Below are 20,938 nucleotides of genomic sequence, written 5' to 3'. Positions count from 1 at the left end.
CGAAAACCACTAACCACCGGGCTTTCCAGCCCGTCGCCCCAACTCCGTCGCCGCTTGCGCTGCGTCGCTGTCGTTGCGAGAGACGAGATATTAGTGAAAACCCCGAACCCTGGCAAGCACTTTGTGAAAATAATTTGAAAAGCCATGAAAAAGCCCCATCGCGACGGGGCTTAATGAGATGGTCACCCCCACCCTACACGCGGGTAACGCGGTAGGGTGTTTTCATTTTGGAGGCCATCATGGAAGACGTGACGCTGGTAGGAATCGACCTTGGCAAGCATACGTTTCACCTTCATGGGCAGGATCGGCAGGGCAAAGCGGTATTTCGCAAGAAGGTGAGCCGCAAGCAAATGGTCGAGTTTTTCGCGACATTTCATGCCTGCACGGTGGTCATGGAGGCGTGCGCCGGAGCCCATTACATGGCCCGCCAGTTGGCCGGTTTCGGGCATCAGGTCAAGCTGATCTCGCCGCAATTCGTGCGCCCTTTCGTCAAAAGCAACAAAAACGATTTCGTCGACGCCGAGGCGATCTGTGAAGCTGCCTCGCGTCCTGCCATGCGGTTTGTCACGCCCAAAACCGAGTCCCAGCAGACGCTCGGCGCCTTGCACCGTGTGCGCGAATCGCTGATTCGAGACCGGACAAAAACGGTCAATCAACTCCATGGTTTTTTACTCGAATTCGGCATCAGCCTGCCGATCGGACAGGCCGTCATCAGGCGACTCCCCGCGGTGTTGGCAGAACACTCGTTGCCGCCGCACCTCGTCGCGGTGCTTGAGCGATTGCACGCTCACTACAAGTACCTCAGCGAGCAGATCGGAGAAATCGAAAAAGAGTTGACCCGGCAGCTTGCCCAAGACGATCTGGGGCAGCGTTTGTTGAGCATCCCCGGCGTTGGGCCAATCACAGCAAGCGTGTTGGCCACTGAGATGGGCGATGGCAAGCAATACGCGTGTAGCTGGGACTTTGGTGCCGCTACGGGGCTAGTGCCGCGCCAGTACAGCACGGGAGGCCGGGCGAACCTGCTGGGCATTAGCAAGCGCGGGGACAAGAACCTGCGGCGTTTGCTGGTGCAATGCGCCCGGGCGTACATGCAGCGGCTTGAGCGCCAGAGCGGGCGGCTCGCAGAGTGGGTACGCGCTATGCTCACGCGCCGGCATTCGAACGTGGTGGCCTGTGCGCTAGCGAACAAGCTGGCCCGAACCGCATGGGCTCTGGCCACACGCAACACGGTATTCGATGCAGGGCCGAGCGCTATGCCAACCTGAGCGCCCGCTCCCCCAACTATTATCCGAGAAACACCCACCTGGTTTTGCGACGACTGACATTGGATGACGTGAACGGCATACCGGCCTGACGACAAACCCGACAATGAAATTGGCTTTTCAAGCCGAGGGCTTTTTTAGGACCGTCAGGCGCGACTCTCATCGTGGCGCGGGGAGCGACTCCCCACAACGACGCCGGATAGATTTAGGCAAACCAAACACTGCATCGAACGCCAGTCTTGCAAAAATGGGGGTGACCATAGATTTCATTTCACACGGCACCCGCAGGTGCCGTGCTGCGCTACTTATCAGGACTTCTTCTTGCCGAAGTAGCGCTCATAGATAGCGTCGTACGTGCCATCAGCCTTGATCGCATCGACCCCCTTATTGATCTTGGCCAGCAGCTCGGCATCGCCCTTGCGCACCGCGATGCCGTAATACTCCTTCGGGAAGCTACTGTCGGCCACAGTACGCAACTTGGCGTCCGGGTTGTTCGTGATGAAGTTCACGACGACACCGTTATCCGCGACTACCGCATCCACGCCTCCCGCCTCGAGCTCCTTCATGGCAAGCGGCGTGCCTTCGAAGCGTTTGACTGCCGGATTGTTCTTGCCCATGAGCTGCTGGACGACTTCATCGCCCGTCGTCGCCGTCTGCACACCCACCTTCATCGACTTCAGGTCGTCGAACTTCTGGACGGTCGAATTGACCGGCACGGCGATCAGTTGTGACGCCTCGAAGTATGGCGTCGAGAAATCCATCTGCTTGCGGCGTTCGTCCGTGATCGTGATCGCCGAGATCAGGATGTCGCGGTCGCCCTGCACCAGCGAATTGAAGATGCCTTCGAAAGGCGTATTGATGAATCGGACGGCGATGCCCGCCTTGTCGGCGACGGCCTTCATCACATCGATATCGAAGCCGGCGATCTGCCGGGTGTCGGTTTCATATTCGAACGGCGCATAGGCCGCGTCCGAGCCAACGACGTACACAGGTTGCGAGCCATCCGGCCCCACCGATCGGCCCGAGGCTGATTCTTCCTTCTTCCCGCAGGCACTCAACAGCAGCCCCGAAGACACCACCAAGGCCAGCGCAAATGCACGTCGTTTCATCGACATCGTTTCGTCCCTTGCTGAAAAAACCGGCAGCCTAACATATGACGGCCCCCTCTCCGGAGGCCGTCACAGGTTTTCTCAACCGTTTCAACGATGCTTGAAAACCGGCTTGCGCTTCTCGACGAACGCGGCCATGCCTTCCTTCTGGTCTTCCAGCGCGAAGAGCGAATGGAAAATCCGGCGCTCGAACTGCACGCCCTCGTCGAGCGTCGATTCGAACGCCCGGTTCACCGCTTCCTTCGCCGCCATCACGACCGGCAACGAGAATTCACAGATGGTGTCAGCCGCGCCAATCGCCTCTTCGAGCAACTTGTCGAGCGGCACGACACGCGACACGAGCCCGGCGCGCTCGGCCTCGGTGGCGTCCATGAAGCGCGCGGTCAGGCACATGTCCATCGCCTTAGCCTTGGACACCGCACGCGTGAGACGTTGCGTGCCGCCCGCGCCCGGAATCACGCCGAGCTTGATTTCCGGCTGGCCGAACTTTGCGTTATCCGCCGCAATGATGAAGTCGCACATCATCGCCAATTCGCATCCGCCGCCAAGCGCGAAACCCGACACCGCCGCGATCACCGGTTTGCGGATGCGGCGCACCGTCTCCCAGTTACGCGTGATGTAGTCGCCCTTGAACACGTCCGCGAAGGTGTACTTCGACATCATGCCGATGTCGGCGCCCGCCGCGAATGCCTTCTCGCTACCGGTGATCACCATGCATCCGATGGCTTCATCGGCGTCGAAGGCGGTGAGCGCATCGCCCAGCTCATCCATCAGTGCATCGTTCAACGCATTGAGCGCTTTCGGACGATTCAGCGTAATCAGGCCGACGCGGCCGCGCGTCTCCACCAGAATGTTCTCGTACGTCATCCTCTTGTTCCTCCAGTCAAAGTCTCGTCTTGTGGTTCAGGGGCAGGCGCTCACCCGGGCGCAACGCGCGGGCCAACACCGGAAACAGATAAGGCGATGGACACGCCATTGGTTCGCAACGGCGCGGCGGCGCACGCGATTCGCCGGGGTATGCGGCTTGCCGGGCGTCGACTGTAGTGGTTAGGCATGATGCCATCGATCCCCGGCACACGCACCTTTCGTTCCGCCATGCAGACCCGTCGCTTGCGTTCCTCGCCAACACACCGCCAGGCAAGCAGAACGCGCACCGCAAACGCGTTCGAAGCCGTCGGGGAAAACCCGGCGTCATCGTGCGCGACGCCCGGAAGATTTGGTGCTATATTAACAAACCAACCGGTCGGTCAATTAATATCGCCGATAAACGTCGACGAGACGACCCGGTGCCGTCCCCTGCGTCTTGCCGCGCGAGCCACGAACTTGCCCGCGGGCAGACAGCGAATCCGCCAGCCGCATCCCGATACGGACAGACCCACAACCATGACTCATCCCCTCTTCGCCAAACACCAAGAGACTCTCGAGCGCGCCCTTCAGGCCATCGCCACGCGTGGTTACTGGAGCCCGTTCACGGAAATGCCGAGCCCGCGCGCTTATGGCGAGACGGCCGCCGCCGATGGCGAAGCCGCTTTCAAGCAGTATCTGAACGCCGCCTTCCCGCTGGAGCAGCGCGGCAGCACGGGCAGCGCCGGTCAGGAGGCGTCGCCCTTCGGGTTCGCGCTCGGCACCACCTACCCCGGTTTTGAAATCGACGCCCTGCTCGCGCGCGTGACCGACGCCCACAAGTCGTGGCGCGCCGCCACCCCGGACGCCTGGGTCGGCGTCTCGCTGGAAATCCTCAAGCGCCTGAACGCACGCAGCTTCGAGATGGCCAACGCCGTGATGCACACGACCGGCCAGGCGTTCATGATGGCGTTCCAGGCAGGTGGCCCGCACGCACAGGATCGCGGTCTCGAAGCCGTGGCCTACGCCTGGGACGAACTGCGCCGCATTCCGGCCGATGCCTACTGGGAAAAGCCGCAAGGCAAGAACCCGCCGCTGGCGATGGAAAAGCGTTACACCGTTGTGCCGCGCGGCGTGGCGCTCGTGCTCGGCTGCTGCACGTTCCCGACGTGGAACGGCTACCCGGGTCTGTTCGCCAGCCTCGCGACCGGCAACGCCGTCATCGTCAAGCCGCATCCGGGCGCGATCCTGCCGCTCGCCATCACCGTGAAAATCGCGCGTGAAGTCCTCAAGGAAGCCGGCTTCGATCCGGACGTCGTCACCCTCGCGGCCACCAACCCGAACGACGGCGCCATCGTCCAGCAACTGGCCAAACGCGGCGAAGTGCGCGTGATCGACTTCACGGGCAGCACTGCCAATGGCGACTGGCTGGAGACCAACGCCCGTCAGGCACAGGTCTACACCGAAAAGGCTGGCGTGAATCAGATCGTGATCGATTCGACCGATGACCTGAAGGGCATGGCCCGCAACATCGGCTTCTCGCTCGCGCTGTACTCGGGCCAGATGTGCACCGCGCCGCAGAACATCTACATTCCGCGTGACGGCATTCAGACGCCGGACGGCAAGGTCTCGTTCGAGGACGTCGTCGCCGCCATCGCAGGCAGCGTCCAGAAGACGTGCAGCGACCCGGCCAAGGCCGTCGAACTGCTCGGCGCGATCCAGAACGAAGGCGTGCTCGCCCGTATCGACGCAGCCCGCAAGGTGGGCGGCGTCGTGCTCGACAGCGAGACGCTCCAGCACCCCGTCTTCGCCGACGCCCGCGTGCGCACACCGCTGATCGTCGCCCTCGACGTTGCCGACGAAGCCGTCTACACGCGCGAGTGGTTCGGCCCGATCGCCTTCGTGATCGCAGTCGACAGCGGCGCGCAAGCCTTCGCACTGGCGGGGCGCACTGCCGCCGAACACGGCGCCCTCACGCTGTCGGCCTACACGACGACGCCTGACGGCGAAGCGCAGGCGCTTGACGCCGCCCTCGAAGGCCGCGTCGCCCTGTCGCTCAACCTGACCGGTGGCGTGTTCGTCAACCAGTCCGCAGCGTATTCGGATTACCACGGCACCGGCGGCAACCCGGCCGCCAACGCGAGCCTGGCCGACGCCGCTTTCGTCGCGAACCGTTTCCGCGTCGTGCAAAGCCGCCATCACGTGCCGGCCAAGTCGGACACGGGCGCGGCCTGATCCGTCGGCATTCCAGACGACATCTATATAGAGAGAGGGGACGGGAAACACCTCACGCGAACGCGACGGTAAGTCACTACCATGGTGACTCACCGTCGTGCGGCCGCCGCCAGGGCGCTGCGCGTGCCACCGAACGACTCCCGCCCAAAGCAAGCACAGGAACGAGACACCATGACCGAAGCCTTCATCTGCGACGCGATCCGCACCCCCATCGGCCGTTACGGCGGTGCGCTCAAGGACGTTCGCCCCGACAACCTCGGCGCGATTCCCCTCAAGGCGCTGATGGCGCGCAACCCGAACGTCGACTGGACGCTGATCGACGACATCATCTACGGCTGCGCCAATCAGGCAGGCGAAGACAACCGCAACGTCGCGCGCATGGCCTCGCTGCTCGCCGAGTTGCCTATCGACGTACCCGGCACCACGCTCAACCGCCTGTGCGGCTCGGGCATGGACGCCATCGGCACCGCCGCACGCGCCATCAAGGCAGGCGAAGCCGGGCTGATGATCGCAGGCGGCGTTGAATCGATGACGCGCGCGCCGTTCGTGATGGGCAAGGCCGACAGCGCGTTCTCGCGTCAGGCCGCGATTTTCGACACGACCATCGGCTGGCGCTTCATCAACCCGCTGATGAAGGCGCAATACGGCGTGGACTCGATGCCGGAGACGGCCGAGAACGTGGCCGACGACTTCAAGATCAACCGCGAAGACCAGGATCGCTTTGCGCTGCGCAGTCAGGAGAAGGCCGCTCGCGCGCAAGCCGACGGCACGCTCGCGCAGGAAATCACGCCGGTGTCCATCGCCCAGAAGAAGGGCGACGCCATCGTCGTCGAGCGCGACGAGCACCCGCGTGCGACCAGCCTCGACGCGCTCGCCAAGCTCAAGGGCGTGGTTCGCCCCGACGGCACCGTCACCGCAGGCAACGCCTCGGGCGTGAACGACGGCTCGTGCGCCGTACTGCTCGCCAGCGAAAGCGCCGCCAAGCTGCACGGCCTCACGCCGCGCGCCCGCGTGCTCGGCATGGCCACGGCCGGCGTCGCACCGCGCATCATGGGCATCGGTCCGGCCCCGGCCACGCTCAAGCTCCTCAAGCAATTGAACATGACGCTGGACCAGTTTGACGTCATCGAACTGAACGAGGCATTCGCGAGCCAGGGTCTGGCAGTGCTGCGTCAGCTCGGCATTGCCGACGACGACGCCCGCGTGAATCCGAACGGTGGCGCCATTGCGCTGGGCCACCCGCTGGGCGCGTCGGGCGCACGTCTGGTGACGACTGCGATGTACCAACTGCACCGCACTGGCGGACGCTACGCGCTGTGCACGATGTGCATCGGTGTGGGTCAGGGCATCGCGATCGCCATCGAACGCGTCTGACCGACCGCCCCGCCATCTATAGATAGAGACGCCAGAGACGACACCCGGAGGAAGACACCGATGACCGCCACGGTTCAACTGACGCTGCAAGCCAACGTCGCGACGATCACGCTCAACCGTCCCGAGAAGCTCAACAGCTTCACGCGGCAGATGCATGCGGAATTGCGCGACGCCATCGATACCGCCCAGGCACAAGGGGCGCGTGCCATCGTGCTGACGGGTGCCGGGCGCGGCTTCTGCGCCGGTCAGGATCTCGCGGATCTCGACTTCACGCCGGGCGCCTCGACCGATCTCGGCGCCCTGATCGACGAGAACTTCAACCCGCTCGTGCGCAAGCTGCGTGCCCTACCGCTGCCGGTGATCGCGGCGGTCAACGGCATCGCTGCCGGCGCTGGGGCGAACCTGGCGCTCGCCTGTGACATCGTGCTCGCGGGCGCGTCCGTCAACTTCGTTCAGGCGTTCGTGAAGATCGGCCTGGTGCCCGACACGGGCGGCACGTGGTTCCTGCCGCAGCGCATCGGCATGGCCCGCGCGATGGGGTTGGCGATGTTGGGCGACAAGCTCTCGGCCGAACAGGCCGAGCAGTGGGGACTGATCTGGCGCTGCGTCAGCGACGATGCGCTCCTGGCCGAAGCCCAGAAGCTCGCCGCACAACTGGCAACGCAGCCGACGAAGGCGCTCGCCACGATCAAGGAAGCGCTCTACGCCTCGACCACGAACACGCTCGACGAGCAACTCGACCTGGAGCGCGACGGACAACGCGCACTGGGCGCCTCGTACGACTATGCGGAAGGCGTGAACGCCTTCCTCGAAAAGCGCGCCCCGAAATTCGAAGGCCGCTGACAGCCCGCAGGACCAAGGAAAAGCCACACATCACGCAATACACGGCAGCGACGCACAACGAATGCCAAAACCACACGCGCTGCGCGAGAGACCGACGACATAACAAAACAGGACGAGACAAGAGGACCCCCGATGAGCCAGACCTCCCCCGCCGCCAAGGCTGTCAGTGAGATGACCCCGGAAGCACTCGCCCGCGCCACCGGCGAGGCCATGTACAGCACAGACCGCGCAAGCCAGTGGCTGGGCATGGAATTGCAGGAAGTGCGTCCGGGCTATGCGCGCATGACGATGCGCATCCGCGACGAATTCCTCAACGGCCACGCTATCTGCCATGGTGGCCTGATGTTCACGCTGGCGGACTCGACTTTCGCCTTCGCGTGCAACAGCTACAACGTGGTGACGGTCGCGGCCGGATGCAGCATCGAGTTCCTCAAACCGGTCTCGGGCGGCGACACGCTCACGGCCGAGGCGCAGGAGCAGGTGCTCTCGGGGCGTCATGGCATCTATGACATTCGTTTGACGAACAACGCCGGTGAAGTGGTAGCGATGTTCCGCGGCAAGTCCGCACAGATCAAGGGCACCGTCGTCTGACGTGCCCCGGCAATACGCGTGTCCGGTCACGGGCGCGCGAGATCGATGAGTAATTAGCGTAAGAAGCAAGTCCCCAAGGAGACAGTCATGACCACCGCCTTGCCGCTCGAGCCGATCGAGAAAGCGAGCCTCGACGAACTGCGCGCCCTTCAGCTCGACCGTCTGAAGACGACGCTGCGGCATGCCTATACGAATTCGCCGGTGTATCGCCGCAAATTCGACGAGGCCGGCGTCCATCCGGACGATCTGACCTCGCTGGCCGACCTGGCCAGATTCCCGTTCACGACGAAGCAGGATCTGCGCGACAGCTATCCCTTCGGCATGTTCGCGGTACCGATGGAGCAGGTCTCGCGCGTGCATGCGTCTTCGGGCACGACGGGCAAGCCGACGGTCGTGGGCTACACCGCCAACGACATCAGCACGTGGGCCGATCTGGTCGCGCGCTCGATCCGCGCGTCGGGCGCGCGTCGCGGCGACAAGGTACACATCAGCTACGGCTACGGTCTATTCACTGGCGGTCTCGGTGCGCACTACGGCGCCGAGCGCGCGGGCCTGACGGTGATCCCGTTCGGCGGCGGTCAGACCGAGAAGCAGGTGCAACTGATTCAGGACTTCAAGCCGGACATCATCATGGTCACGCCGAGCTACATGCTCGCGATTGCCGACGAGCTTGAACGTCAGGGCATGGTGGCGGCGGAATCGTCGCTGCGTATCGGCATCTTCGGTGCGGAGCCGTGGACGAACGACATGCGCTCGGCCATCGAGAAGCGCATGGGCATCGACGCGGTCGACATCTACGGTCTGTCGGAAGTGATGGGCCCGGGCGTGGCGTGCGAATGCGCCGAGACGAAGGACGGCCCGACGATCTGGGAAGACCACTTCTTCCCGGAAATCATCGATCCGCAGACGGGGGAAGTGCTGCCCGACGGCGAGTTCGGCGAACTGGTGTTCACCTCGCTCACGAAGGAAGCGCTGCCAATTATCCGTTACCGCACGCGCGATCTCACGCGCTTGCTGCCGGGCACAGCGCGCACGATGCGTCGCATGGAGAAGATCACCGGCCGCTCGGACGACATGATGATCATTCGCGGCGTGAACGTCTTCCCGTCGCAAATCGAAGAACTGCTGCTGCGCCAGCCGCTGCTCTCGCCGCACTATCAGATCATTCTGGACAAGGAAGGTCCGATGGACACCATGGCGGTGGATGTCGAGGCGGCGATCGGCTGCGACGATGCCGCGGCGCTGCAAGCCGCGGGCGGCGAGCTCAAGCGCGACATCAAGACGCTCATCGGCGTGTCGTGCGCGGTGCGTGTGAAGCCGGTCGGCGGTATCGAGCGCTCGGTGGGGAAAGCGCGCCGGGTGGTGGATAAGCGTGCGCGCTGAGTGTCGACATGCATCGGCGTTCATCACCATAAAGTCACCATGAAAAAAGCCCGCGAGATTTCGCGGGCTTTTTTTGCAAGCCGTTTCTTCGACACTCGCTCTCGCAGCGAACCTGCGGCTTACTGATTCGGCAGGAACACCCACATCCGGCCACTCTGGCGCATGCGACCGGCCAGATCGCCAGCGTCGTCGCCCAGTCCCCAGAAGAAGTCGGCGCGTACGCCGCCTTTAATCGCGCTGCCGGTGTCCTGCGCAAACATCAGCCGATTGATGGGCGAGTTCGCCTGCGGACCGAAGGGCGGGCGCGTGGTCGCGAGGAACACCGGGCTGCCCAACGGAATCGACGCCGGATCGACGGCAATCGAGCGCTCGGCCGTCAGCGGCACCCCCAGCGCGCCGATCGGCCCTTCGATACCGCCCACGCCGTGATTCGGCATTTCGCGGAAGAAGACGAAGCGCGGATTGACGTCGAGCAAGGCGTCCACACGCGACGGATTGGCGCGCGCCCAGGCGCGAATGCCCTGCATCGTCGCCTGCGCGGCCGTGATCTCGCCGCGATCGATCAGCCACCGGCCAATCGACTTGTAAGGCTGATCGTTGTTGCCGCCGTAGCCCACGCGCATGATCGAGCCGTCGTCGAGCAACACCTGTCCGGAGCCCTGCACTTGCAGGAAGAACGCCTCGATGGGGTCATCCACATACACCAGCTCGTAACCGCGCAACATGCCGCTGCGCATCAGCTCGGCGCGCGCGGGCAGGGAACCGGCCTTGCGGCCGGCGGGCCATTTGTAGAGCGGCGTCTGATATATCCCGCCGCGCACGCGCGAGCCATGCAACAACGGCTCGTAGTAGCCGGTGATCAGGCCGGTCTGCGTGCCGTCGGCGTTCGCGATGCGAAACGGCGTAAAGTACTGCTCGAAGAACTGACGAACGGCCGCCGGGTCCAGATCGTCGAGTTGCTCGGACGCGCGGCACGCCGGTTGCCAGTTACGCTGACGGCTCAGCTTCACGCAACTTTGCGCGAGCGCCAGTCGCGCGCCGATCAGGGAATCGTCCTGCCAGCCGTCGACGTCCGCCCACGCCACAGGCTGCATGCGGCCCACGCCGGATGGCGGCGTCGCCACGGTAGACGGGGGGGGGCCTGGACGATAGGGGGTCGACGGAGGCACACTCGAACAGCCATAAAGCAATGCAGCAAACGCAGCGAGCGCCAGGCCCCGGCCGGCGCGCCACCGCCCGAATACATTCAGGAAGAGCGTCATGGGTAATTTGTTCGATGAATATCCGGCACTGCTGGTCCTGCCGGAGGTATTGCTGGCGATCGTGATCGTCGCCGCTATCGTGATCCTGCGGCGCAAGCCGTCGCCCAAACGCCGGGTCCGCCAGACACGCGCGATCCGGCCGATGCCAAGCGATACGGTGGACCCGATAGACTCGGCAAGCCCGCGCGACGCCCGCCATCCGGACACCGCCGACGACCCGCTCAAACGAGAAGACTGGTCCGACGATCGCCGCTGAGGGGCGGACTTTTCGGACGCTTTGGGAATTTCGCCCCGCATACCCACGCTCAATGCAGCGTGCGCGGCATGGTGAGCGCAAATTCGGCGATAGGGGCTTCGAAGCGCGTGCCGTCCTCCGCCACGCAGAAATACTCCCCACGCATGGTGCCGACCGGTGTGGCGACCATCGCCCAGCTCGTGTATTCGAACTGCTCGCCGGGTTGCAGGAACGGCTGATGGCCGACTACGCCCAGCCCGTTCACTTCCTGCACCTTGTTGTCGCCATCGGTAATCACCCAATGCCGCGAAATCAACTGCGCGGGCACCTCGCCGCTGTTGCGGATCGTAATCGTGTAGGCGAAAGCAAACTGCTGCCGGTCCGGTTCCGATTGCTCCGGAAGGTACTGCGGGCGCACCGTGACGGTAAATTCGTACTGGCTCATCGGGAGTTCCTGTTGCGCATGCTTGCTCTCTGAGGTCGTTCTGGTCGGGTTCTTGTCGGGCGGCCGAAGGTTCCGGCATCGTGACTGGCGAAAAACGCAAGCACCGTCCCGTTTTGCAAGGCATTCTGCGGCAAGACGTCGCGGGTCGCAACCGGCAAAGGCCCTTGGCACGCCCCGCTTCGGGCGCTTGCCGGGAGACTTTCGGGCCGGCCGATCGGGCACACTACGGGCAAGCGTCATGCGAAAGCTTTAAAATACCGCTTTTGATGCCTCCGCCCCGCTCCGCCATGACGCAATTCTGTATCGCCCCCAGCATCCTGTCCGCCGACTTTGCCCGGCTGGGCGAAGAAGTCCGTAACGTCGTGGCAGCCGGCGCCGACTGGATTCACTTCGACGTGATGGACAACCATTACGTTCCCAATCTGACGATCGGCCCGATGGTTTGCGAGGCGATCCGCCCGCACGTGGACGTGCCCATCGACGTGCACCTCATGGTACGCCCTGTCGATCGCATCGTGCCCGACTTCGCCAAGGCCGGCGCGAACCTCATCACCTTCCACCCGGAAGCCTCGGAACACGTGGACCGCACGCTGGGCCTGATTCGCGACCACGGCTGCAAGGCCGGCCTCGTGTTCAACCCCGGCACTCCGCTGAACTACCTCGACCACGTGATGGATCGCCTGGACATGGTGCTCATCATGTCGGTGAACCCCGGCTTCGGCGGTCAGTCGTTCATTCCGGAGGCGCTCAACAAGCTGCGCGCAGTGCGTGCGCGTATCGACGCCTACACGGCCGAGACGGGTCGTGAGATTCGTCTGGAAATCGACGGTGGCGTGAAGGTCGACAATATCGCCGACATCGCAGCGGCCGGTGCCGACACGTTCGTGGCCGGCTCGGCGATTTTCGGCAAACCCGACTACAAAGCGGTGATCGATCAGATGCGCGCTCAACTTGCGAGCGTTGCATGATCCAGAACCCGCATCTCCAACTGGAGGGTGTCCGCGCCGTCCTGATCGATCTCGACGGCACGCTCGTCGACACGGCAGGCGACTTCGGTGTGGCGTTGAACGCCATGCTGGCCGACCTGGGCGCACCACCGGTGCCAGTCGAGCGTCTGATGACGTTCGTGGGCAAGGGCACCGCCAATCTGGTGCGCAAAACCCTTGCCGAGCGCTTCCCCGAGGCCGAAATCGACGCACTGTTCGAGCGCGCGCAAGATAAGTACGAAGCGGTCTATACGTCGATCAACGGCGAGAACACGGTGCTCTATCCGGAAGTGCGCGAAGGGCTGAGGGCCCTGCGTGAAGCCGGTTTGCCGGTGGCCTGCATCACCAACAAGCAGCATCGCTTCGCGGTAGCGCTGCTCGCGCACTACGGCCTGTCGGACCAGTTCGACCTGGTGTACGGCGGCGACTCGTGGCCCAAGCGCAAGCCGGACCCGATGCCGCTCGTCAAAGCCTGCGAAGCGTTCGGCGTCTCCCCCGCACAAGCGGTGCTCGTCGGCGACTCCGGCAACGACGCGCAAGCGGCCCGCGCAGCAGGCTGCCGGTCGCTCACGGTGCCGTACGGCTACAACCATGGCGAATCTATACAAACGATCGACACGGATGGTATAGTCGCCTCAATTCTGGGCGCTGCCCGGGCGATCGTGCCCGATGCGACGTCCGCTCTGGCGAGCTGAATTCGCCATCTTCCACACTGCATTCAAACGCATGTTCCTGAACAAGAAACGGAGTCTTAGCGTGATCGACCGGGGGGCCTGGCCCTGGCGACGCTGGTCCTGCTGAACCCTTCCCAAAGGGGTGGCCGGGACCGCTGGAGCTCGTCTTCAGCAACCCGTTTCTTGCATCGTTGTTGTTCCCAAGAAGTCATAGATCGGCGCGCCGTCCCGGACGGCGTGCGGATTCGTCGAGACGCGCTATCGCCATTGCATCGCCGTCGCATCATGGGTGCGCGCGCGTTCACTGCGACTCGACGCGGGTCAGCACAGCCACCCCATTCGCTTCGATACTGACTCAGGTATTCTCAACGCCAATCCACGCCGATTCTGCGGGACCACCCGCCGGCAAACTTGCAGGCAGAGTGCAACATGACCGAACTCGAATTCAAATCGCTAGCCAACCAAGGCTTCAACCGCATCCCGCTGATCGCAGAAGCCTTTGCCGATCTCGACACACCGCTCTCGCTCTATCTCAAGCTGGCCCTGGGCGACCAGCACGGCGCCAACACCTTCCTGCTCGAATCGGTGGTCGGCGGTGAACGCTTCGGCCGCTACTCGTTCATCGGCTTGTCCGCGCATACGCTGCTGCGCAGCTTCGGCCCGAAAACGGAAGTCGTGCGCGACGGCAAGGTCGTGGAAACGCACGAAGGCGATCCGCTCGAATTCATCACGCAATTCCAGGCGCGCTTCAAAGTGGCGCTGCGCCCGGGCATGCCGCGTTTCTGCGGCGGCCTCGCCGGCTACTTCGGCTACGACGCCGTGCGCTACATCGAGAAGAAGCTCGCGCACACCGCGCCGCGCGACGATCTGAATCTGCCCGACATCCAGTTGCTGCTCACGGAAGAACTCGCCGTGATCGACAACCTGACCGGCAAGCTCTACCTCATCATCTACGCCGACCCCACGCAGCCCGAAGCTTATTCGAAGGCACGCGTGCGTCTGCGCGCGTTGCGCGCCCGCCTGAAGGCGCCGGTCGATGCCCCGGTCACGTCCGGCAGCGTGCGCACCGAAACCGTGCGCGAATTCGACAAGACGAACTATCTGGCGGCCGTGGCCAAGGCCAAGGAAGCCATCGCCGCTGGCGAGCTGATGCAGGTGCAGGTCGGCCAGCGTCTCGTCAAGCCGTATCGCGACGCCCCGCTCTCGCTCTACCGCGCGCTGCGCTCGCTCAATCCGTCGCCGTACATGTACTTCTACAACTTCGGCGACTTCCAGGTCGTGGGCGCATCGCCCGAGATTCTGGTGCGTCAGGAACGTCGTCAGATGCCCAACGGCGAGCATGAAATCGTGACGATCCGCCCGCTCGCAGGCACGCGTGCGCGCGGCGCCACCCCCGAGCGCGATGCAGAACTGGCCACCGAGCTGCTTAACGATCCGAAGGAAATCGCGGAACACGTCATGCTCATCGATCTCGCACGCAACGACGTGGGCCGCATCGCGCAGACCGGCACCGTTCACGTGACCGACAAGATGGTCATCGAGAAGTACTCGCACGTTCAGCACATCGTGAGTTCCGTGGAAGGTCGTCTGCAACCGGGCCTGTCGAACATCGACGTGCTGCGCGCCACCTTCCCCGCCGGCACGCTCACGGGCGCACCGAAGGTCCGCGCCATGGAACTGATCGACGAACTCGAACCGGTCAAGCGCGGTCTGTACGGCGGCGCGGTGGGCTACCTGTCGTTCGGCGGCGAAATGGATGTGGCCATCGCGATTCGCACCGGCGTCGTGAAGGACGGCAATCTGTATGTGCAAGCGGCTGCCGGTATCGTGGCCGACTCGGTCCCCGAGTCCGAATGGCAAGAGACGGAAAACAAGGCGCGCGCCGTGCTGCGTGCCGCCGAACAAGTGCAGGACGGACTCGACGCCGAGTATTGATCCCCACGGTGCGCCGTCGCATGACGCGCACCGACGCATCAACGTGAAACGCTGCTGTTTGAAACGCTGCGACTTTACGTAGATTGCATGCATGTGACACGGCAACTCGCAAGGCCCCGAATCGACACCCCCGTCGATTCGGGGCCTTTGTTGATTTAGCACAACCGTTCGCTTTTTTAGACGGCTTCGGTATACGCCGATTGACGTCACCCGGGATATAGTTAGGTGTCCGTCAGGAGGTCGAAGTATCTATGGCGAAACCATGCAATCCAGGTAGGCGTTCCGGCGTCGCACATCTCCCTGCGATGACCGTGACGGCCGCACTTGTCACTACCCTGCTCACTGGCTGTATTTCGATGGCGCCCACTTACGAGCGCCCCGCAGCGCCTGTGGCCGGCGTGTGGACACCGGATGTCGGCACATCGGCCGCTACGCCCGCCGCACAGCCTGCGTCCATGCTCGACTGGCGGGAGTATTTCGCCGATCCGCAATTACGCAGCCTGATCGAGACCGCGCTGGCCAACAACCGCGATTTACGCGTCGCACTCGCGCGCGTCGAGCAGTCGCGAGCGGTGTATGGCATTCAACGCGCCGATTTGTTTCCGTCACTGGGCGTCGGCGCCAGCGGCACGCGTCAACGTCTGCCGGCCGACCTGAGCCTCATCGGCAACCCGTATATCAGCAGCCAGTACCAGGTCGGGCTCGGCCTCTCGACATGGGAGCTGGACTTCTGGGGCCGCATTCGCAATCTCAAGGACGCCGCGCTCGACAATTATTTGGCATCCGATGCGTCTCGCCGCGCCCTGGAACTCAGTCTGATCTCGCAAGTCGCTCAGACGTGGCTGAGTCTGCGCGAATTCGACGAACGTATCGCGCTGGCGCAACAGACCGTCGACAGCCGTGCCGAGTCGCTGCGGATCTTCACGCGTCGCGAGCAGGTGGGCTCGACATCGAAACTCGATCTCACCGAAGTCACCACGCTCTGGCAGCAGGCGCGTGCGCTGGTCACTCAGCTTCAGCAGCAGCGCGCCACGCAGGCGCACGCATTGCAGGTGCTCGTTGGCGTGCCCATCGACACGTCGCCGCAAGCGCTCGACCATACGGTCGACGACGCCGGCCTGATGCGCGATCTCGAACCCGGTCTGCCGTCGTCGTTGCTCGAAGACCGCCCCGACATCATTGCCGCCGAGTACCAACTGCGTGCAGCGCACGCAAACATTGGCGCCGCGCGCGCGGCATTCTTCCCGCAGATCACGCTCACCGGCTCCGTCGGCACGGCAAGCAACGCGCTCGACGGCCTGTTCAAGGCCGGCAGCGCCGCGTGGGCATTCACGCCGAGCATCAGCCTGCCGATCTTCCAGGGCGGACGCCTCGCGAACAACCTCGACCTCGCCGAAGCACGCCGCGTGGAGTCCATCGCCCATTACGAGCAGACGATTCAGAGCGCGTTCCGAGACGTAGCCGACGCCCTGAGCGCACGCCGCTGGCTGGCCGATCAGGTCACGATCCTGCAAGCCACGCAAGACGCTCAGGCCGAGCGCGCACGGCTCGCCAAGCTGCGCTACGACCACGGCGCCGCCGCCTTCCTCGAAGTGCTCGACGCGCAACGCGATCTCCTCGCCATCGAACAACAAACGGTGCAGACGCGCCGCGCACTGCTCGCCGCGCGCGTGTCGCTTTACACGGCGCTCGGCGGCGGCAGCCGCCTCATGCCCGCCGCCGACACGCCCGCCGGCCCGCTCGCACGCACGCCTCGCGTCGTCGAACCGTCTGCGCCGGGCACGGCGAACGCGGCGCAGGCCGTCCAATAAATTCGAGAGATCAAAGAACATGACGCTTCCCAACGCCAAGAAACTCGTCCCCGCGCTGATCGTGCTCGTCGTGCTCGGGCTGGGATGGTACGCCTGGAAGACCTATAGCCGCACGGGCCCGGGCGAGGGCTTCGTCAGCGGCAACGGCCGCATCGAAGCTACGGAAGTCGATATCGCGACCAAGATGGCCGGGCGCGTCGAGGCCATCTACGTGCGCGAAGGCGACTTCGTGAAGGCCGGGCAGGTGCTCGCCAAGATGCAGATCGACACGCTCAACGCCCAGCGCGACGAAGCGCGCGCGCAATACCAGCAAGCGCTCACCAACGTCGCGGCGATTCAGGCGCAGGCGGCGGCGCGTCTGTCGGACAAAGCGACGGCCGAGGCCAATGTCGCCGCGCGCGAAGCCGAACTCGACGCCGCGCAGCGACGTCTCTCACGCTCGGAAACACTCTCGAAGGAAGGCGCGTCGTCGGTGCAGGAGCTCGACGACGACCGCGCGCGCGTGCGCAGCGCCCGCGCGGCTGTCACCGCTGCCCGCGCACAGGTCTCCGCGGCCCAGTCGGCCGTGGAAGCCGCAAACGCGCAAGTTACCGGCTCGAAGTCGACGGTCGAAGCCGCGCAGGCCACCGTCAAGCGCATCGAAGCCGACATCACCGACAGCGAACTCAAGGCCCCGCGCGACGGGCGCGTGCAATATCGCGTGGCGCAGCCGGGCGAAGTGCTGGCTGCGGGCGGCAAGGTGCTCAACCTCGTCGATCTGTCCGATGTGTACATGACGTTCTTCCTGCCCGAAGCCGTCGCCGGACGCCTTGCCATGGGCGCCGACGCCCGCCTCGTGCTCGACGCCGCACCGGAGTACGTCATTCCCGCGAGCATTTCGTTCGTCTCCAGCACGGCCCAGTTCACGCCGAAGACGGTCGAGACGGAGAGCGAGCGTCAGAAGCTGATGTTCCGCGTGCGTGCGCAGATCGCGCCCGAGTTGCTGCAACAACATCTGAAGCTCGTGAAGACCGGCTTACCCGGTGTGGCGTGGGTGAAGACCGACAGCGCGGCCCAATGGCCGGCCCAGTTGCAGACGAAGCTGCCGGAGTGAGCCGCGCATCATGACGGATCCCTTGCGCCCCTCCGGCAGCAGCACGCCCCCGTCCGGGCAAGGCGTGCCGCCGGTCGTCCATGTTGCCGATGTAACGCTCCAGTACGGTCGCACGACGATCGCGCTCGATAACGTCTGCCTCGATATCCCGGCGAACTGCATGGTCGGGCTGATCGGCCCGGATGGCGTCGGCAAATCGACATTGCTCTCGCTGATCTCCGGTGCGCGCGCCGTGCAGACGGGCACCGTCGAGGCGCTTGGCGGCGACATGGCGAGCAAGGCGCACCGCGATCTCGTGTGCCCGCGCATCGCCTACATGCCGCAGGGGCTGGGCAAGAATCTCTATCCGACGCTCTCCGTCGAAGAGAACCTGCAATTCTTCGCGCGCCTGTTCGGCCACAACGCCGCCGAGCGACGTCGCCGCATCGACGACCTCACGCGCAGCACCGGCCTGCATCCGTTCCTGGACCGCCCGGCGGGCAAGCTCTCGGGCGGCATGAAGCAGAAGCTCGGCCTTTGCTGCGCGCTGATTCACGATCCCGACCTGCTGATTCTCGACGAACCGACCACGGGCGTCGATCCGCTCGCCCGCGCGCAATTCTGGGATCTGATCGCGCGCATCCGGCGCGAGCGCCCGGCAATGAGCGTGATCGTCGCGACCGCCTATATGGACGAAGCGCAGCGCTTCGACTGGCTCGTCGCCATGGACGCAGGCAATGTGCTCGCCACCGGCACGCCCGCCGAATTACTCGCGCGCACCCATCGGGACAATCTCGAAGCGGCCTTCATCGACTTGCTGCCGCAAGAGAGGAAGCTCGGCTACGAGCCGGTCGTGATCCCGCCGCTGCATATCGACGAGCACACGGAAATCGCCATCGAAGCCAAGGGGCTGACGATGCGTTTCGGCGATTTCGTCGCCGTCGATCATGTGGATTTCCGTATTCGTCGCGGCGAGATCTTTGGCTTTCTCGGCTCGAACGGCTGCGGCAAGTCGACCACGATGAAGATGCTCACCGGGCTGCTTCAGGCCAGCGAGGGTCAGGCATGGCTCTTCGGTCACGAGGTCGACCCCAAGGACATCGACACGCGGCGTCGCGTGGGTTACATGTCGCAGGCGTTCTCGCTCTATACCGAGCTGACGGTGCATCAGAATCTCGTGCTGCACGCGCGCCTGTTCCATGTGCCCGAGGCCGAAGTTGCCGCCCGCGTCGAGGAGATGGTGCAACGCTTCGACCTGACCGACGTACGCCACGCCTTGCCCGACAGCATTCCGCTGGGCATGCGCCAGCGTCTGTCGCTCGCGGTGGCGATGGTGCACAAGCCCGAGTTGCTGATTCTCGACGAACCGACATCGGGGGTCGATCCGGTCGCACGCGACAACTTCTGGCGTCTGCTGGTCGAACTCTCGCGCCGGGATCGGGTGACGATCTTCATTTCCACCCACTTCATGAACGAGGCCGAGCGCTGCGACCGCATCTCGCTGATGCACGCGGGCAAGGTGCTCGTCTCCGATCCGCCCGCGAAGATCACGAAGGATAAGGGCGCCGACACGCTCGAACAGGCGTTCATCGAATATCTCGTGGAAGCCGGCGGCGGCACGCCCGAAGCGCCGGACACACCGAAAACAGCAGTAACTCCGGAGACCGCCGCAGCCGCGCCCGCCGCAACGTCGCACGCCAAGCGCAAGGGCTTCTCCCTCGGCCGGATGATCAGCTACCTCTGGCGCGAGACGCTCGAATTGCAGCGCGATCCGGTGCGCGCCACGCTCGCGCTGGTCGGCTCGCTCGTGCTGATGCTCGTGATGGGCTACGGCATCAGCATGGACGTGGAGGATCTGCGTTACGCGGTACTCGATCGCGACCAGACCACGCTAAGCCAGAACTACGCACTCAATATTGCCGGTTCGCGCTACTTCATCGAACAGCCGCCCCTGACCGATTACGACGACATGGACCGACGTTTGCGCAACGGTGAGCTCGCGCTGGCCATCGAGATTCCGCCCGGCTTCGCACGCGACGTCTCGCGCGGCAAAACGGTGCAGATCGGCGCATGGATCGACGGCGCAATGCCAATGCGTGCGGAGACGGTGCAAGGCTACGTGCAGGGAATGCATCAGAACTGGCTGGCCGATCAGGCATTGCAACGCCTCGGTGTGCGCCCCACGGCGTCGCTCGACATCGAGACACGCTTTCGCTACAACCCGGACGTCAAGAGTCTCCCGGCGATGGTGCCGGCGGTGATTCCGCTGCTGTTGCTAATGCTGCCCGCGATGCTCACGGCGCTGTCCGTCGTGCGTGAAAAGGAGCTTGGTTCGATCCTGAACCTGTACGTCACACCCGTCACGCGCACGGAATTCCTGATCGGCAAGCAGATCCCGTACGTGGCGCTGGCGATGCTGAACTTCCTGCTCATGGCGCTTCTCGCGGTGACGCTGTTCGGCGTGCCCATCAAGGGCAATTTCCTGACGCTCCTCACCGCGATCTTCATTTTCAACGTGGTTGCCACGGGCATCGGCCTGCTGGCGTCCACTTTTACCCGCAGCCAGATCGCGGCCCTCTTCTTCACGATGATCGGCACCATGATTCCCGCGATCCAGTTCTCCGGCATGCTCACGCCGGTGCCGTCGATGGAAGGCTCGGGGCGGTTCATCGGTGAGATCTATCCGGCGACGTACATGCTGATCGTCAGCCGCGGCGTCTTCAACAAGGCGCTCGGTTTTGCCGATCTCGGCAGCGCCTTCTGGCCGATGCTCATCGCCGTGCCCGTGATCCTGGGCGCCACGATCGCGCTGCTCAGGAAACAGGACAAGTGATGGCAGGCCCGAGCACACCGCAAACGTCTGCGCCCGCCACGCCGC

General features: G+C 64.1%; 17 protein-coding genes. 13 read left to right on the top strand and 4 right to left on the bottom strand.

Translation table 11 applies throughout. The features are described 5' to 3' along the window. The first annotated feature begins 239 nt into the window (after positions 1 to 239). Positions 240 to 1,265 (top strand): IS110 family transposase, encoded by a 1,026-nt coding sequence (locus tag ACIPHM_RS20110; RefSeq protein WP_400332026.1) that lies wholly within the window; start codon positions 240 to 242, stop codon positions 1,263 to 1,265. 305 nt (positions 1,266 to 1,570) lie between these two features. Here ACIPHM_RS20110 and ACIPHM_RS20105 read toward each other — a convergent pair whose 3' ends face one another. Together ACIPHM_RS20105 and ACIPHM_RS20100 are read right to left on the bottom strand one after the other, a co-directional pair. Continuing rightward, entirely contained in the window at positions 1,571 to 2,377 is an 807-nt protein-coding gene (locus ACIPHM_RS20105; RefSeq protein ID WP_400332023.1) for a basic amino acid ABC transporter substrate-binding protein, read from the bottom strand. Positions 2,378 to 2,461: 84 nt separating this feature from the next. Beyond that, positions 2,462 to 3,238, bottom strand: a complete 777-nt coding sequence (locus tag ACIPHM_RS20100) for an enoyl-CoA hydratase (RefSeq protein ID WP_400332020.1) — start codon at positions 3,236 to 3,238, stop codon at positions 2,462 to 2,464. Between the two features lie 516 nt (positions 3,239 to 3,754). Here ACIPHM_RS20100 and paaN point away from each other — a divergent pair. From paaN to paaK, 5 genes are all read left to right on the top strand, one after another. Further along, the gene (paaN, locus tag ACIPHM_RS20095; protein WP_400332017.1) at positions 3,755 to 5,449 is read left to right on the top strand and encodes a phenylacetic acid degradation protein PaaN; all 1,695 of its coding nucleotides are present in this window, start codon (positions 3,755 to 3,757) and stop codon (positions 5,447 to 5,449) included. A 171-nt stretch (positions 5,450 to 5,620) separates the two neighbouring features. After that, on the top strand, positions 5,621 to 6,823 hold the full coding sequence (gene pcaF, locus ACIPHM_RS20090; RefSeq protein WP_400332014.1) for a 3-oxoadipyl-CoA thiolase: 1,203 nt from the start codon (positions 5,621 to 5,623) through the stop codon (positions 6,821 to 6,823). Positions 6,824 to 6,883: 60 nt separating this feature from the next. Next, positions 6,884 to 7,666 (top strand): 2-(1,2-epoxy-1,2-dihydrophenyl)acetyl-CoA isomerase PaaG, encoded by a 783-nt coding sequence (gene paaG / locus ACIPHM_RS20085; protein ID WP_400332011.1) that lies wholly within the window; start codon positions 6,884 to 6,886, stop codon positions 7,664 to 7,666. Between the two features lie 132 nt (positions 7,667 to 7,798). Further along, a complete protein-coding gene (gene paaI / locus ACIPHM_RS20080) occupies positions 7,799 to 8,257 on the top strand; it encodes a hydroxyphenylacetyl-CoA thioesterase PaaI (protein WP_400332008.1) in 459 nt (152 codons plus the stop codon). A gap of 87 nt (positions 8,258 to 8,344) precedes the next feature. Continuing rightward, positions 8,345 to 9,640: a phenylacetate--CoA ligase PaaK gene (gene paaK, locus ACIPHM_RS20075; protein ID WP_400332005.1), complete on the top strand. Its 1,296-nt coding sequence runs from the start codon at positions 8,345 to 8,347 to the stop codon at positions 9,638 to 9,640. Positions 9,641 to 9,759: 119 nt separating this feature from the next. On the opposite strand, the gene ACIPHM_RS20070 is transcribed toward paaK, so the two are convergent. Beyond that, positions 9,760 to 10,902 carry a murein transglycosylase A gene (locus ACIPHM_RS20070; RefSeq protein WP_400332002.1) on the bottom strand — a complete coding sequence of 381 codons (1,143 nt, stop codon included), beginning with the start codon at positions 10,900 to 10,902 and terminating at the stop codon, positions 9,760 to 9,762. Here ACIPHM_RS20070 and ACIPHM_RS20065 point away from each other — a divergent pair. Further along, positions 10,901 to 11,158, top strand: coding sequence for a hypothetical protein (locus ACIPHM_RS20065; RefSeq protein ID WP_400331999.1), 258 nt, complete (start codon positions 10,901 to 10,903; stop codon positions 11,156 to 11,158). The genes ACIPHM_RS20070 and ACIPHM_RS20065 overlap by 2 nt on opposite strands. 49 nt (positions 11,159 to 11,207) lie before the next feature. On the opposite strand, the gene apaG is transcribed toward ACIPHM_RS20065, so the two are convergent. Next, positions 11,208 to 11,582, bottom strand: a complete 375-nt coding sequence (gene apaG / locus ACIPHM_RS20060) for a Co2+/Mg2+ efflux protein ApaG (RefSeq protein ID WP_400331996.1) — start codon at positions 11,580 to 11,582, stop codon at positions 11,208 to 11,210. 287 nt (positions 11,583 to 11,869) lie between these two features. On the opposite strand from apaG, the gene rpe reads away from it, so the two are divergent. From rpe to rbbA, 6 genes are all read left to right on the top strand, one after another. Further along, positions 11,870 to 12,550, top strand: a complete 681-nt coding sequence (rpe, locus tag ACIPHM_RS20055; RefSeq protein WP_400331993.1) for a ribulose-phosphate 3-epimerase — start codon at positions 11,870 to 11,872, stop codon at positions 12,548 to 12,550. Next, the gene (locus ACIPHM_RS20050) at positions 12,547 to 13,263 is read left to right on the top strand and encodes a phosphoglycolate phosphatase (RefSeq protein ID WP_400331990.1); all 717 of its coding nucleotides are present in this window, start codon (positions 12,547 to 12,549) and stop codon (positions 13,261 to 13,263) included. Before rpe ends, ACIPHM_RS20050 begins: the two co-directional genes overlap by 4 nt. Before the next feature lie 408 nt (positions 13,264 to 13,671). Beyond that, on the top strand, positions 13,672 to 15,177 hold the full coding sequence (gene trpE / locus ACIPHM_RS20045) for an anthranilate synthase component I (RefSeq protein ID WP_400331988.1): 1,506 nt from the start codon (positions 13,672 to 13,674) through the stop codon (positions 15,175 to 15,177). A gap of 305 nt (positions 15,178 to 15,482) precedes the next feature. Further along, entirely contained in the window at positions 15,483 to 16,988 is a 1,506-nt protein-coding gene (locus ACIPHM_RS20040; RefSeq protein ID WP_400331986.1) for an efflux transporter outer membrane subunit, read from the top strand. Between the two features lie 19 nt (positions 16,989 to 17,007). Beyond that, the gene (locus tag ACIPHM_RS20035) at positions 17,008 to 18,081 is read left to right on the top strand and encodes an HlyD family secretion protein (protein ID WP_400331983.1); all 1,074 of its coding nucleotides are present in this window, start codon (positions 17,008 to 17,010) and stop codon (positions 18,079 to 18,081) included. A 10-nt stretch (positions 18,082 to 18,091) separates the two neighbouring features. After that, positions 18,092 to 20,893, top strand: coding sequence for a ribosome-associated ATPase/putative transporter RbbA (gene rbbA, locus ACIPHM_RS20030; protein ID WP_400331981.1), 2,802 nt, complete (start codon positions 18,092 to 18,094; stop codon positions 20,891 to 20,893). Positions 20,894 to 20,938 lie beyond the last annotated feature (45 nt).

It is taken from the genome of Pandoraea sp. NPDC087047, assembly GCF_044745225.1.
Classification (GTDB): Bacteria; Pseudomonadota; Gammaproteobacteria; order Burkholderiales; family Burkholderiaceae; genus Pandoraea.
This window is presented reverse-complemented; position numbering and strand designations above follow the sequence as displayed.